9 protein-coding genes are annotated in these 15,773 nt (G+C 35.3%); 6 read left to right on the top strand and 3 right to left on the bottom strand.

All coding sequences use genetic code 11. From position 1 onward, the window contains the following. Positions 1-66: 66 nt before the first annotated feature. Positions 67-1,218 carry a hypothetical protein gene (locus ACHFIY_RS04805; RefSeq protein ID WP_410844931.1) on the bottom strand — a complete coding sequence of 384 codons (1,152 nt, stop codon included), beginning with the start codon at positions 1,216-1,218 and terminating at the stop codon, positions 67-69. Between the two features lie 512 nt (positions 1,219-1,730). Here ACHFIY_RS04805 and ACHFIY_RS04800 point away from each other — a divergent pair. The 6 genes from ACHFIY_RS04800 to ACHFIY_RS04775 all read left to right on the top strand — a co-directional run bounded on the left by ACHFIY_RS04800 (position 1,731) and on the right by ACHFIY_RS04775 (position 12,468). Further along, positions 1,731-3,089 (top strand): tetratricopeptide repeat protein, encoded by a 1,359-nt coding sequence (locus ACHFIY_RS04800; RefSeq protein WP_410844930.1) that lies wholly within the window; start codon positions 1,731-1,733, stop codon positions 3,087-3,089. 22 nt (positions 3,090-3,111) lie between these two features. Continuing rightward, positions 3,112-4,326: a lamin tail domain-containing protein gene (locus tag ACHFIY_RS04795; protein WP_410844929.1), complete on the top strand. Its 1,215-nt coding sequence runs from the start codon at positions 3,112-3,114 to the stop codon at positions 4,324-4,326. Between the two features lie 6 nt (positions 4,327-4,332). Next, a complete protein-coding gene (locus ACHFIY_RS04790) occupies positions 4,333-11,136 on the top strand; it encodes an RHS repeat-associated core domain-containing protein (protein WP_410844928.1) in 6,804 nt (2,267 codons plus the stop codon). Positions 11,137-11,139: 3 nt separating this feature from the next. Continuing rightward, positions 11,140-11,565 (top strand): hypothetical protein, encoded by a 426-nt coding sequence (locus ACHFIY_RS04785; RefSeq protein WP_410844927.1) that lies wholly within the window; start codon positions 11,140-11,142, stop codon positions 11,563-11,565. 186 nt (positions 11,566-11,751) lie between these two features. After that, the gene (locus tag ACHFIY_RS04780; protein ID WP_410844926.1) at positions 11,752-12,243 is read left to right on the top strand and encodes a hypothetical protein; all 492 of its coding nucleotides are present in this window, start codon (positions 11,752-11,754) and stop codon (positions 12,241-12,243) included. Beyond that, the gene (locus ACHFIY_RS04775; RefSeq protein WP_410844925.1) at positions 12,244-12,468 is read left to right on the top strand and encodes a hypothetical protein; all 225 of its coding nucleotides are present in this window, start codon (positions 12,244-12,246) and stop codon (positions 12,466-12,468) included. A 1,213-nt stretch (positions 12,469-13,681) separates the two neighbouring features. Here the strand turns inward: ACHFIY_RS04775 and ACHFIY_RS04770 are convergent. Both ACHFIY_RS04770 and ACHFIY_RS04765 read right to left on the bottom strand, forming a co-directional pair. Next, entirely contained in the window at positions 13,682-14,959 is a 1,278-nt protein-coding gene (locus ACHFIY_RS04770; protein WP_410844924.1) for a PD-(D/E)XK nuclease family protein, read from the bottom strand. Positions 14,960-15,202: 243 nt separating this feature from the next. Next, positions 15,203-15,773, bottom strand: a 571-nt coding sequence (locus ACHFIY_RS04765; protein WP_410844923.1) for a hypothetical protein, incomplete at its 5' end; no start/stop codon positions are given.

Here is a 15,773-nt window from a genome sequence, read left to right as displayed (position 1 = left end):
TAAGGTTAATGAATTATTGTAACTTCCTCACTTATATTGACTTCAGGAGTTTTATTAGCATTTAAATCAATTCTTGGAAACCACTTTTCGTTTATGAATAGCTTTCTTTTCTGGCGGAAAACGTATTGCCATATTCATAATCAACCAACCTGCATCAGAAACTGTACAGGGACTATCAAAGTTATTGGCCACAAAAATTTTGTTTATGTTGTCTGTATGCTTGAAACCATTTGCAGTGTCGCCTGCCTTTGAAAATGCGTAGCCAATGGATGGCCAAGTGTAATCATCCATTTTTGGGTAATAACTGAAGGATGTCCAATAGGGGAATTTTTTATTAAGGGCTTTCCTTTGGTAAACGGAAATAGGACTGACAGTGGTTTCTATTTCAAATAACTGTGGCCAAATTATAGCGACAATCCCACTGCTATCATACCATTTGGTGGGGTCAACATAGGTAGCCCTACCATTGATATCCAAACTGTGATAATATAATTTTGAGCCAGGGTATAATTTTGTCTGAATTGATTGTTTTACCCGCTGCGCAAGGGTATCAAGGGAATCTGCCTCTGCCCCATGGTTATATATTTCCCCTTCTATCAAGGACAGGCTCAGCAGCCCTTTGTAAATCTCGCTGTTATCCATTAGAAATTTGATTGCATAACTGGGTTTTGCAATTGACAAGTTATCAGGTTGCATTAAACTATCCTTTAAATATTTTGCCCCCGATTGCAAAACTGTGTCCAAAGACCCCGTAAAAATTGACTTGTCTTGTGATACACGGTAATATTGATATAATAAATCCCAAAACAAGGCAAGGTAGCTGTCCTCTGCATCAATCAATTTACAGGAATCCGGTTTTAAGCAAAGGGAATCTTGGGTAGGATCAATAGGGTCATTGTAATAATAATTGTATGCAAGCCCCCTTTCGTCAAAGTGGTTGATATACCAAGCCAACCATTTCTTAATGACCTGGCACTTCGCTGTGTTACTGGATTCCAACAAGCCAAGGCATGCAATATGGTTGAAATAAGGGTTCACCAGGAATTTGCCACCCACTTCGGGTGATTTGGAAAACTTTATGGCCCCATTGGGGAGTTGTTGGCTTTCAATAAAATTTGCCAAAGCTTCAATATCTGCCTTTGTGAAAGTTGTGCCTTGGCCAAATGAAAAGGATATGCATAAATGGGAGGAGAGGATAACGAGCAGGATAATTTTCATGTTTGGTCGGGTTGTTTGGAGTAAAAATACCAAAACACTAATAGAAAGGGAATACAAATAGCTATGCTTCTTGAATAAAATCAAGCAAATTTGTAGTTGTAAAAATATTCAAACCTCATTTTGGTGGGTTATTTAAAATAGCCCATAGGGACACAGTAGCCTACACGTTGCGTAAAAACTGCAAAAAAATTTGCGTAAAAACTGCAAAAAAATACCGTATAAAAAATGTCTTTTTATAAGTATATCATATAACTATGTTTTATATTGCTAGGACGAATTATTCGTATTTTTATTCAATAAATGCCAAAAAGGATAGACTGGTGAATCTAAAGAACTAAATTTAAACAGGCTCTAAGCATTAATTAATAAAAAAAATTTTTCAGTTTCAATAAATTATTGTTTATTTGTATCGTAAAGGGAAGTCCAACACAGAAATTATCGTAGAGATCAAACAATATAGGAAATATAACCTATCTTCCCTTTATTTTTTTAATTTACCTTACCTAATTAGTATGATTTCCAGAACAAAATTTATCCAAAGTAGCCTGTTAAGTGCATGTTCCTTATTTGTTCCGTCCTTTGTTTTTTCTAATGTTGTCAAAGCGATTGAAGGTATGGAAACTGACGAGAGTTTACCTGCCCTTTTAAAAAAGGCCGCAGATTTTAGAAAGAAGGAAAAGTTTTCTAAAGCTATAGCAGTTTATGAGCAATTAATTAAATTGTACCCACAGGAAATAAGGGTTTACAATGGGTATAGAAAAACAATTCTATCGCAAAAAAGTAATTTAAACAAAAGTGTTGATGTTGTAAATATGCTTCAAATTGCGGCAAGCGCTAACCCAGATAATAAAGATATTAAGCAGGCATTAAACAAAGAATATTTGAAAGCTAGTTTGGGCAATAAAGTAGTTCTGCGTAAAATTAATTTCGATGTAGCACTTTTACCTCAAGTTGGTAAAGAGTACAAAAAATATTCTGACATTAAAAACCCTACCCAAAATGGTAATAGAAGTAGAGTAATCAGATTATTAGAGGCAAAGGCTGACAATATAAACCCAAGGAATAACAAGGAAATTATATCCTTTAATAGCAATGAAAAACAAAAACATAAACATAGGTTTGAAAAGGTTGGTGCGCCTGCATTAGAGAAAAAGTTAAACGCTTTATTAATAAAAAGTCCTGATGTAAATAGAAGCCTGCCCATTAGGGAGCATTATAAATTAATTTGCAGTAAACACATAAAAGACAAAAATCACGCAAAGGCTTTAGACAAATCATTGGAATATATCAGTAATGTAGATAGCCAGGATTGCTTTTTTCTAGGGCAAGTAAGAAGATTATCCAAGTATAAAAAAAGGTATGATTTATTATTGAATGTAGAAGTAAATAATCATGATAAAAAGCAAACTTTTTGGTCTGCAATATCTTTATTTGATGCGCAAATGCTGGCTTTGAATAATAATATGGGAAAGAAATCTAATCACACATTTGAAAACCTTTTGACTTTTCTGGATGCCAAAGCTTCAAATTTCGGTGAGCAATTGGAAAGCAATATTCGGAGGGTAAAACTTAACCTAAACAATAATCAACTTGTACTGGCTAGACAAAACATCCTAAAGTTGTGTGATAAACTTGGTTCTGTAACTAACTCCCACATGATAGATAAGGTAAATATCCTGGCTGCGCAATATTACCAACAATCTCGGCAAGCAAATAATGCAAAAAAAATTGTGGCTATTGCTAAAATGCCTTATGAATATGTAAATGACCCTGAAGAGATGACAAGGTCTTTGGCCGCATTGAATAGTGGGCGACTTGATGAGAAACCTATTCATTTACAAAACTTAATAAAGAGAATAAATAACATATAAGCTATCTGCAAAATAATTAACTATGGAAAAAATCCAAGACGAATTAGTTTTTCAACCATTGATATTAAAAAACACTTTTATACTATTTGTTTTAATGTTTTGGTTTTATAACCCTGCAATATCACAAATAAGTATAACAGAAGTTTATTATAATACACCCTTTAACGAAATGCTACAAGTAAATCGTTATGAAACTAAAAGACATCATTTGGGGGAGTTTATTGAATTATATAATTACAGCGATAAGGATATAAATTTATCTGATTGGTTTATTAGTGGCAAGTCGTTTAAATTTTACTTGCCCGACAAGATAATTAAGTCGGGGCAGCTAATGGTAGTAACTTACCAAAGCCATACGGCTTACACAGATTTCTTAGATTTTTTTCAGTTGACAGATCATCTTAAATATTCGCCTGACCAGGTAATTTACCAGTCAGATTTTATGCTAAGAAATAGATATGGTCGTGTTTCTCTAGGACAGAGATTGCATAATACCAGTTGTGAACGTGTTGTTTCTAATTTAAACGGTAATGTATTTGGATGGGGTTTTTCAGATGAACCAGCTTCAAATTTTATTAATGACATTGCTCAACATCCTGCCGATTTTTATAAAGTAAAGTCATTACAATATAATAATAGCAATTCCCTTATATATGATAGGCCTAATCCCTTATCCTTACCTGCATCCGTTACTATTCCTACACAAATCTATGATGACTTAGTAAGCTTTTTTTATCAAACAAATTATGCTTATCTTAACTATTACGAGAATATAGCCAATATTTTAAATAACAGCTGTTCTAATAGCATACTAAAATCGAGTCAACAGCCCTCTACCTATAGTTATGGACAAACCCCTATTAGTATTTGTTTTAACTATGATAATGCTGGAGATGGAACAGGCATTACAACTAATTGCAGCATAGTTACACCTCCTGGCCCATCAACTAACTTTACACCAGATATATTACAAGCCATTAGCAACGATATAATTGTTTATCCAAACCCTACAAAAAATTCGAAGGTTAGTGTTGCTTGGAAAGGAAGCGCAATAGGTAAAATAAGTAGTATACTTATTAGCGACTATTTAGGAAATTGTATCTTGTATTATCCTGATGCCACAAACATTAGCAATCCATTTTCGTGTACGTTTACTAGTATTACTACTTCGAGTTATAAAGCTTTGTTCACACTAACCACCGGACAAGCCATTACTAAATACATTTTAAAATTTTAAATGAAAATGCCTAGAAAAATATCAATTCTACTTTGGTTGTCAGTAATATATGCTACCATTTCGTGTTCATGGGCCCAAACCACCATCAACATCCCATTAGGATATAGCACAAATGGATATGCTAAAAAAACTCCACAAAGCCCTACAAACATAACCACATTTGGAACAACAAGCAATTCAGATGATTATTTACCTTCAATAAAAGGGGAACTAAGCGTGTCGGATGTGGGTGCGCTTAATTATGTATTACCCATTGAGGTGGAAAAAGGGGTTAATAGTTTTCAACCCAATATCTCATTGACTTATAACAGCCAAAGTGGTAATGGCATGGCTGGCTGGGGCTGGAATATAACAGGGCTTTCTATGATTACCATCGGGGGTAAAAGTAAAGCAATTGATGGAATGACCATTGGGGCGCAAAACGATGGAAGTGATCCCTTTTACCTTGATGGGCAAAGGCTGGTACCAGGAGCGGAATCTAATACCTTTGTAACGCAGAAATTTTCTACTATTAAAGTAACAAAAGATTTTTCGACAGACTATCCTTTTATTGTACAATTCCCCGATGGGAAGATTTCTAAATACAAGAATTTACAATCAAATGGCAACTATTATATATCTACCATTTCAGACGCGCTTGGCAATGAAATTCATTATACCTACACATTAATAGCCGATTTAACTAACAATGGAATCGTTACTCGTTATGTACCCTATTTAGAAAAAATATCTTATGGGGGTAAAGACATAACTACCGACAAATACTATATAAAATTCAACTACGCTAATAGGAATACACCTTTAACTGCTTACTCAAGGGGCATTAATTATGTTACCGATAAAGTATTAAGTAAAATAACTGTCGGTTATATGGATGCGAGTAGTGCAGAGCGTACTTATTCTTTAATATACGACCACATCCAGAACAATACCACCGAAAGGCTTGTTGGTATTCAACTTTACAATAAAGCGGGGAACCCACTACCTAATGGATTAACATTTGATTATAATGGGGTACAATCTCAGGGTAACGCCACCTTAAATATTGATGGGGCTATAAAAATACCCTATTATACCACTGGATTAGGTGCTGTTACTTCTGGCTATTATAGCAACTTCTCTTCCCAAGAAAATACACCAATTTATCAAATAAAGGCAGGGGCTAGCTACGAGTTGAACAATCATATTAATTTGGGAGCTATAAAAAATGATGCGGATACCAAGCTTTTCTCTGGCAAAATACTTAGTGCCAGCAACACCGTTACGCAAGATGACCAATTGATTATTGTAAATGAACAATATACAGGAACGGTTGCAACATATGGTTCGCAAGATTTACAAAGTTTGCACGATTACCTAATTTTTAATATCAAAGATTTACAAACTGGAGGTGTAACTGAAATAAAAACAGAAGTTAAAAGTGGCTATAACCAAAAAAATATGGGTGCTAAAAACTCGCCTCAATCTTTTAGGGATGAATCTAAGCGGAAATTTTTGCAAGGAGATTTTAATAATGATGGGTTAACTGATTTTTTAGTCATTGAAAACGAAAACCTTGCCCGGAAAAATCGCATTTATTTCTTGGATATTGGAAACCAAAATAAGTCTGCTACTGTAGATGCTACTGTACTATACGAAGGAACTGAAAAGTTTTATGATAAAGAAATTTATCCTGTAGAATTGGATGGTGATGGTTTACCTGAATTGATGGTGGTAGATAGGGTTAAATTTTCTTATTCGGTTTATAAAATAGATTTATTAAAAAGTAAAATAACGCTTTTTAATAGTTTACAAAATATTACTTTAAGTAACTTTACTAAAAATACGCCGTTATTTTTTGGTGATTTCAATGGGGATGGACTTACTGATTTTATTACCCCAAATAAAGTATATGAAATACCGTCTAATGATAATGGGGATGGCTCGGATATGGCCCAAAAGTACCAACAAATGGAGAGTGAAAAACTCCTTTGGAAAATGTACACCGCCACAGGCACCCAGTATCTTGTTTCTGACAAAGATTTTACCGCCCAAAAAATTGCTTATTTAAAATCGGCGCAGAACAACAATATAAGTGAATCATCCTGGTGGGATAAGTTTTGGAATGGAAAACCAGATAATTATAATTATACTAGGTATGCAACGCACAATATTATTGTTACTGATTTTAATAATGACGGCAAATCTGATATTATTATTTTCAATAAAATTGGTAAGGCTGTTTATAATAACAATGGCACCATTGCTTACCTTCTTGTTGATGATTTGCCGAATATAGCTAACTCAAGTATTGTAAATAGTATTTCCTTTTTCGAGAATACAACAAACAACAATGTACAAACTTTTAGTGCTTTAACATCTGCCAAAACGTCTATTGAGAAAATTCCATTTTCCCCTTTCTCCCTTATTTTGCCTAAAATTGATTTTGATAAACTAAATGTTTCTAATGTAGGCCTATTTATACACGACCCTATTCTAGCTAGAAACATTAAACTTACCATTGACAACAGCAATTTTTTGGAAAAAGAGATTCAACAGGTTGATAATGGCTCTGGGATAGTGCAAAAAATAGAGTATAGGAATATGATTGACCGGTTGGGGTCTTATAGGGGAGATGGCCCCAATGCTGGCGAAGTTACTTACATATACCAGCCTCAATTAAATTTAGAATACCCCTTTTATGTGCACAGAAAAAATCCGAGTGTATATCTAGTGGGTAAAATACATACCCTTTTTAATAATAACACTCAAATTTTAACCAAGGAGTATAGATACCAAAATGCAATTCAAAATTTTGATGGCAAGGGCTATATTGGTTTTCAAAAATGCTTTAGTTCAGATGCTTACGAATCGGAGAAGATTGGTACAGGGGCAGCCGCAGCTATTAGAATTAAACACCCTACAACAACAGTATTATGGACCATATTAACCAAAGACCCATTCTACGATAATGCGGTTGTAAGCAGCACTTATGGGGGGCTTGCCAATTTTCTTACCACCACCACTACTAATTATCAAAAATTTGCGAAATTGGGTGTGGGGCAAAAGCAAGAACTTACCCTAGCAACTGATGTGTTTTCGGTTGATGACTTAAAAAAAATAAACAGCAGTAAGAAATATATTTACGACGACAACAATGGATATAAACTTAAAACAGTTTATACCAATTTTAACGATATTGGCTCATCAGTTAGCAGTTATGAATACGAAAATGCGAACAACCCCAACGCAAGCGCACCTTTTTTTGATGGTAAAATAACAAAAAACAGCACTACTATTTATAAGGACGGGCTTAGCTTTTCTACCCTTGATGTTACAAGCTATGATGCTGCTAATGGGTTACCTAAATCTGTTACTAAATACAATGATGATAATTCACAATCTATAAAAACAAGTTATGTTTATGATAAATATGGGAATGTAACTAAAAAAACAGTCACAGATAATGCAAATACTATTTCTTTAACCACTGCCTATAACTATGATAATTCTAATAGGTTTGTAACGTCGACCACCACGCCTGACGGTCTTACTACCAAAGCGGATTATGATGCAACAGGTAAAGTAACTAAAGAAGTATCTCCTTTGGGCTATACAAAGTTATATTCCTATGATAATTGGGGCAATGTTATCAATACCAGCAGCTCTTTGGCCGACCCGGACTTGGCATCTACTCCCGCCCCACTTACTGTGACTATTGAAACGAAGAAAATTGGCACAATTGATCAGTCTATTCCCACAGGGGCTGTTTATTATATTCACAAAACACCGCTAGGAAGTTCGGAATCCTATACCTATTATGATGTATTCGACCGTGTGGTGATGACCAAAACACAAACTTTAAAAGATTTTGTGTGCAGCCAAATTCAATACGATATACTTGGTAATAAGATTGCCTATTCTGAACCGTATTTTTATGATGATGGTAAGGGAAAGCCTACTTTATGGACCAAAACTGTCTATGACGATCTAAACAGGCCCATACTTACTACTACTTTTACTGGCAAGAAAATTAGCTCTTGCTACGAAGGCACTACCGTAACAGTAGACGATGGTTATCAACAAAGCAGTAAAACCATCGATGCCATGGGGCATACCATTAGGGCGCAAGACAATGGGGGCGTTATCAATTATAGATATTTTCCTAATGGAACACTTAGGGAAACCGATTACGAAGGCATAAAGAACACTTTTACAATAGATGGTTGGGGTAATAAAACCAGCCAGATAGACCCTAGTATCGGCACTTACACGTATGAATATGACATTTTAGGTCGTTTAACCAAAGAAACAAACCCTAAAAGCACGCAAACCATTAATACCTATAACGATAAGGGCTTAATAGAAAAAGTTACCATAACCATAAAAAATGATCCAGATAAAGTCATTAGCTATACCGATTATAGCTATAACGCCCTAAACCTGCCAATAAAAATTTCTGGTGTCAATAAAAGTAGCCTTAGTTTTTCTTATGAAACCCAATATGGTGACTACTCTAGACCCATTAAGCAAGTTGAAACTACGCCTGATTTTATTATTACCACCACCACCACTTATGATGACAATAAATATGGTCGAGTAGATAAAGTAGATAAAACAACCACCAACAATTCTACTGTCAATTTGCCCACTTTTAACAGTACTACTACCATAATAAATGGGTACGATGCTACTACTGGCATCCTAATAAAACAATTCGATGGCACAAATACTAAACTTATATGGGAGCTAAATGAAATAAATGCTTGGGGTAAAACCACCAAGATGACTTATGCTAATGGGTATACCATTAATAATACCTATGACCCTAATAATGCCACCTTAACAGAAATAAAACACGAAAAAACAGCAACCTCCAAGACTTTTTTTGATTTTAAATATACCTACGATATAGATAAAGGGGTGCTTACAAAAAGGGAAAGCCAATATTATGATAATAACAATAGTAAACAAATAGATAGAACCGAGGATTTTGTTTATGACGAATTGAATAGATTAACCAAAGAAACCACCAAGGAAAATGTAATAAGTAGCGCAAATATAAGCCTGAACTATACCTATGATAACCGTGGCCGCATGACTAGTAACGACCAATTGGGGCTTTATAACTTTAACAGCGCAGATTATCTACTTCAAAATATAAAACTAAATATCAGCGGCATAGTTGTTAATAAAAATAGGGGGTTTGTAGCAGCCACCTACAACGAACTGAGGTACACAGAAAAACTTACCCTGCCATCAACGGAAGAGCTCAATTTTGAATACAATATTTTGGAAGGCAGGTACAGCATTGCCGATGACAAGAATGGTACTATAACCACTAAATATTATAGTGCAGATTATTCGGTAGAAATTATTAAAAACAGCAGTACCAACACCGCCAAGCTGATTACCTATATAACCGGCAGCCCTTATGGTGCCAACTATATAAAAATTGAACCCTTAACGAGTAGTGGTATTGGCACGGCTAAAAATTATTACCTGCACCGCGACCAGATAGGTAGCATAGTGGGCATTACCGATGCCACAGGCGCAATGGTAGAACAACGCTTTTTTGATGCTTGGGGCAACCTGAAAGTATGGGTTGATGCCAGCGGAACGGCTACCACCGATGCAGATGTAAACAATAACTGGTCAAGCACCAATCTGTTGATAGATAGAGGCTATACAGGGCATGAGCACCTTTGGCAGGCTGGCCTTATTAATATGAATGCCCGCATGTACGACCCCGTATTGCGCCGTTTTTTAAGTGCCGACGATGTGTTGCCAGACCTGTTTAGCACACAAGACTATAACCGATTTGGCTATGGCAGAAACAATCCGCTATTGTATATAGACCCAGATGGTCATTGTCCTTTTTTAATTGTAGTAGCCATAGCTGCGGCGGTTTCAGTTACTGCTAATGGTATAAACAATATAATTAATGGCGTACCCTTTTGGTATGGTATGGGCAAATCTGCTGTGGTAGGTGCTGTATCCGGTGCCATCAGCTTTGGCATAGGGGCGGTTGCTTCTAGTGCGTTTGGTGAAGCGCTAAGCTTTGGCAAGGCTGCCTTCGAGGCAGGTATGCACGGCATTACTGGCGGGCTTATAAGCCAGGCAGATGGCGGCAACTTTGGCAGTGGCTTTTTTAGTGGAATGGTATCATCTGCTATAGCAAGTGGAGTAAATGCTTTAGGTATAGATTTTAGCCATAGCACAGAAAAAAGTACCGCATATAATAGCTTTGGGAAAGACTATATGCAAGCAGCCATGATAGCGGCAGGAGGGTTGAGTGGCGGTATTAGTGCCACGATAGCTGGCGGTAACTTTTGGGATGGTTTGCGGCAGGGGATTATAACCAGCGCACTGAACCATGTGGCGCATTTGGCTGAGGGAGATAAGGATCAGCCGAATCCGAAACCGAAACAAAAATGGCATAAAATGAATGTTGATAAAAAGCTATATCCTGGAATTGATTTTTATAAAAATGATAATCTTAAAGATTATGATGCTGTAACACTACCAGGTATAGGGATTTTTATTGGTGGTGGTGTTAATGGTGATCGAGAAACTCGCCTTATGCAGCATGAGTATGGACATTATTTAGATTATAAACATAGTCCAGATTTGAATTTTGATGGGAAAGGATTATTCAACTTTTATTTATCCATTGGAGTGTCTAGTATTTTTAATATGGCTACTGGTATCGGAGGTAACCACAGTTTTTACTGGACTGAATTAAGGGCAAATAACTATGCTTATATGTGGTTCGGAAATAATTTGGCCCCTGATTTCACAATACGTTACCCTTTGGAACCTAAAAAATAGAATATGAATATTATAAAAAAAGGATTTTTCATTCTTTTTCTTTTCTTGTGTGGCTGTATATATGACTACGGAGATGGCAAATTAACCCTAATAAACAATTCGAAAGATACAGTTTATTATAAATTAATTTGGGATGGTGATAAAATTCTTTCCAATAAAAGAAATTTATTTGATACAATAAACTATATCGGTTCACATGATATTATTAAGCCATTTGATTCGGTGCCATCTGTTGTGGATAACACATCTTGGGAAGAGTTTATAGAATCTAGGTTTAGTGACAGCACATTGAAAATTATTTTCATGCCCAAAAACCTGTTAAATAATCGTGTAAAAGATTCATTAACACTATTTCATTCCAATTATAAAATATACAGACTTACAGTAAAACAGCTAAATAAAATGAATTGGAGGGTTAGTTACCCATAACATTTTCTTCAAGCAATTGCATTTAAAGGGAAAAACGAAACCCACCTAGTCGAGATATTTCTTGTCATTCGAAGTCCGGCTGTAGTAGGTGCTGTATCTGGTGCCATCAGCTTTGGCATAGGGGCGGTTGCTTCTAGTGCGTTTGGCAGCGAATTATCCTTTGGCAAGGCAGCTTTTGAGGCAGGTATGCATGGTATTACTGGTGGGCTGATAAGCCAAGCTAGTGGTGGCAACTTTGGCAGTGGCTTTTTTAGTGGGATGGTATCATCCTCTATAGCAAGTGGTGTAAATGCTTTAGGTATTAATTTTGCTGCGAGCAGCGGTAATAGCACTGTATATAATGGCTTTGGTAAAGATTATATGCAAGCCGCCATGATAGCGGCAGGTGGTTTGAGTGGCGGTATTAGTGCCACAATTGCTGGCGGTAACTTTTGGGATGGGCTGCGGCAGGGGATTATTACGAGTGCGTTGAACCATATGGCGCATTTAATGACGCAACCCAAACCCCATACAACAGTTGCTGGGATTTACGGTGCAGGAGGCCTTGATGCAAGCGGAAATCCTGCATTAAGACAATTAGTTGAAGGCAAAGGTGGTAGAATGTTTACTAGTTCAACTGGTTGCTGTGACGATGATTTTATAGCATATTTGAAAGAAGGATATAAAAGAGGGGATTAATTGGAAATTTACGGTCATAGCCGTGGTGCTACTGCGGCAGTAAGAATTGCAAACAAACTTGGAGAAATGAGCATACATATTTCTCAAATTACTCTTTTCAATCCAGTGGCAATGTATTTTGGAGGTAGTTTGAATTTCGATTATGCTAACGTGTGGAAAGTAACTAATTACTACCAACGAAATCCATTGGACGGTGTTTTATTTTTTGGTAAAAACCCCTTATAGGCAGTCCGGTAAGCGGTTCTTTTAATTGTCCTGAAATCAAAAATATTGATTTAACATCACCCAAATAGCGGCCAATCTCTTGAAAAATCAAAACTCAAAGAAAAGCAGCCTCAACAATAAAAGGTTGTTTGTGGATGGGATAATGATTTCTTAGCCAACCTCGTATTTCTCAAAATTTGATGCGTTTACCCTGCCTCTAAATATTGTATTGAATTTGTTTGCAGGATTACGTGCATATATTTTTTTGGAATGCTTGCCTTCAATTTTTATTTAAAAAATACCCAAAACTCACGTTAATAGGTAACTGAAAGCAAACTGTAGAAATTATTAAAATTGTAAAATTTGTGTTGTTTCTATCAATGGAGGGTCTGATTATATAATTTATTTTCGGGGACTACCAGTAGGCCGTTTTGCTTTATAGTGTTTAACTCAAATAGTTAAGTACGGTAAAGCTCTTACCCTTCAAATCCATTTCTTTTAACCGTGTTTAACCCAAACAGTTAAATACAGTAAAGCAATTTTGTTTCGGCTCACACCACCATATATAAGCCTAGAATACGCGTCAGACGCGGGTTCTGGGCTTTTTTAATACCCAGGAATTAATGCTGGTAGGCCGCTGGGTAGGCCCGGAAGTTTTTAAACAACCTGCCAAAGGCTAACATTTTGCCTTGCTGAATAATTCAATACCGCCCTATAAACCCTTTTGGGCAGGTGAAATTAAAGAACTAATCGAAAAATTGAAATGGTTGTTTTTTGGTACTTTATTTTTTTTGCTTTCTTCTATTTTTACTTTTAACTCATTGATATTCAGTTGTTTATATTTTTAAAGCCTCTTTTTTTATTATAATTTAAGTGAATTTTATGATACCTTATTGATAATAGAATGATAGTTTTATGATAGTAAAATGATAGTTTATTGATAAGAAACTGATAAGATTTTGATGGTGGATTATCATTTTCCTAAGCCAACTTCCATCCGATTAAGAGCTAAAGCTAAGCTGGCTCGTTCCTGTTTCAAGGTAAAGTTGGCATAGATAGGTATATAGCCCAACAAGAAATTCCTATATGGGGGAAATATGCCCCCATGAGTATCCCCAAATTCCCCCATATAGGATTTTGGCACTTTGTGGGATTAGGAAATCCCTTTTATCTGTTTAGGCTAGATGCGCTACGCTAACATTTTGCCCAGTGGGGTTTTATTTTTTGTATTGTTTTAACTAGGATTAAGTTGGCGAGGACTGGCGGGGAGTAGAACAACTTGATTAATGAGATTTTTTAAATCTATATAGGCATTTTCAAATGAAGTAAATTTCCATCCATACCAAAAATCCTCTACTCCATCCCATTCAATGTCATTAAGTATTTTTTGCAATGCTTTTGATGGTTTAAATTTTTTTTCACTTGCAAAATGTATTCCTACGCCAAAATAAATATAATCTTCTGAATCTTCATATTCAACGATTGTTGCAAATTTTTTATTTTCATCATAAAAATTCACACCTATATTTATTATATTTTTTTCAAGTATAAACTTATCTCCGACAATCTCTAAACTAGGGAAGTCTATATTCAATAAACTTTCCCATTCCGCAAAATGTTTTTTCACTTTTTGCAATTTGTATGCACTTTTCAGTAATTGAATTTGAGTTATTGCATTAGTCAATTCGTCTTCTTTCTCAGACAGAATTTCGATGGCTTCTTGAGGATTTGCATCTTCTAAACCTAATTCTTTTTTTATAAATTCTTGAAGTCTCATATTCATTGATTTATTTATAATTCTTAAACTAAACATACCTTCTAGATGGTCAAGATACTGTTCAATTGCACTTTGTAAATAAACATTTGCTCTATCAACCTTTGGCAATATTTCATTTTTAAGCCATGGGTAGATGTTGTCTCTATACGATAGTGAACGAAATCTATTTTTAAAAGCATTTTTATAAGAAAAACCATCTTTATTTTCCCAAGACTCTTCAGATGGCTCCCTAGTATATTTTGGAGTATAAATAATATAAATATCCTCTAATTTTTTCTTGTATTTGTCCTTGATTGTTTCTATATATCTTGCAATTTGCCCACCGTTCGTTGTGTTTTGATCTGGGGCTTTATCAGTTACTTTATTTTCTATTAAAACAACATATTTATTGTCAAAAATAGGAATGTCAATACGCCCACAGGAGTCAACGTTTTTTATTATTGGCTTTTCTATGCAAAGGTCAAAGCTGCAAACTTCTTTCAAAAAGCTTTCAAGGAATGGGAATTTATTACTCGATTTATAGCTTAACAATTTGGCAAAAATTCGACTATGCGCATTTTCATTTACATGTAATTCGTCTATGAGGTTAATATGATATGGCAACTTATTTACCTCTTTCTGATAAATACTTCCAAATTCTGATAGCAACTTTAACAACGCTCGAAAGTTTTCTTTGCTTCTGTTTTCGAGTGAGGTGCTAAAATTTATTGCGTTTTCAATTTGTTTTAATTCCAAGTGTATTGTTTTTCGTTACTACTTTAATAACTCTACAAATATTGTCTTTCTCTAGATTAATTCCCAATGGGGTTCCCTTAATGTAAGTATGACGCCTTCTTTAGATTTTCCACCCTTACTATATAAGCCAATTCTTCATCTACGATAGGGTTGTGAATATGCTGGGAAAGATGTTAGCGTAGCGCATCTCGCCCATCATGTTAGTAGACGTGAACTAGCTGTTATCAGGCATACTCCAGCAAACTAATATTTTATATTATTGGCTTCAAGATTTTGCTTTATTTGAGCGAGTATAACATCGTGATCAGGATTATGCAACTCTAGCTTAGTAGTTATTTCAAATAATGCAATGGCTTGTTTTGCATATTTAATCCAATCAGAACTATCCGGATTTCTATGTTGAAGTATTACGAACATACAGAAATGTCCATAAGGAAAATTAGGATACTTAGTAATTACAGAATCGCAATAGTTTAACGCATTATCAGTAGTAAAAATCTCAACGCCTGCTCCTTTCACAATATTGCTCATATAAAGTGGTAGCCCAGTTTTAACAGCAGGTATCATGACTGCATTGCTATTAACTTCAAGGCCTAGTATTCCATATTTCGCATACATAGGTATATCATTAACAACAGTGTAATTATAGTTGTTGGTAATAACAAAGGCAGTTTGTCCACCTTTCTGATTGTTTGAATTAACTTTTAATTCAAACCCAGCATTGCTAATTCCATATTTTTTTAGTAATGCAGATATTTCCTTACGAAGACTAGCAGTATCTTGAGAATAAGAAACAACTGGAGTTATAAGTAAA

Origin of the sequence: Parasediminibacterium schistidii (assembly GCF_046546515.1) — a bacterium.
Taxonomy (GTDB): domain Bacteria; phylum Bacteroidota; class Bacteroidia; order Chitinophagales; family Chitinophagaceae; genus Parasediminibacterium.
This window is presented reverse-complemented; position numbering and strand designations above follow the sequence as displayed.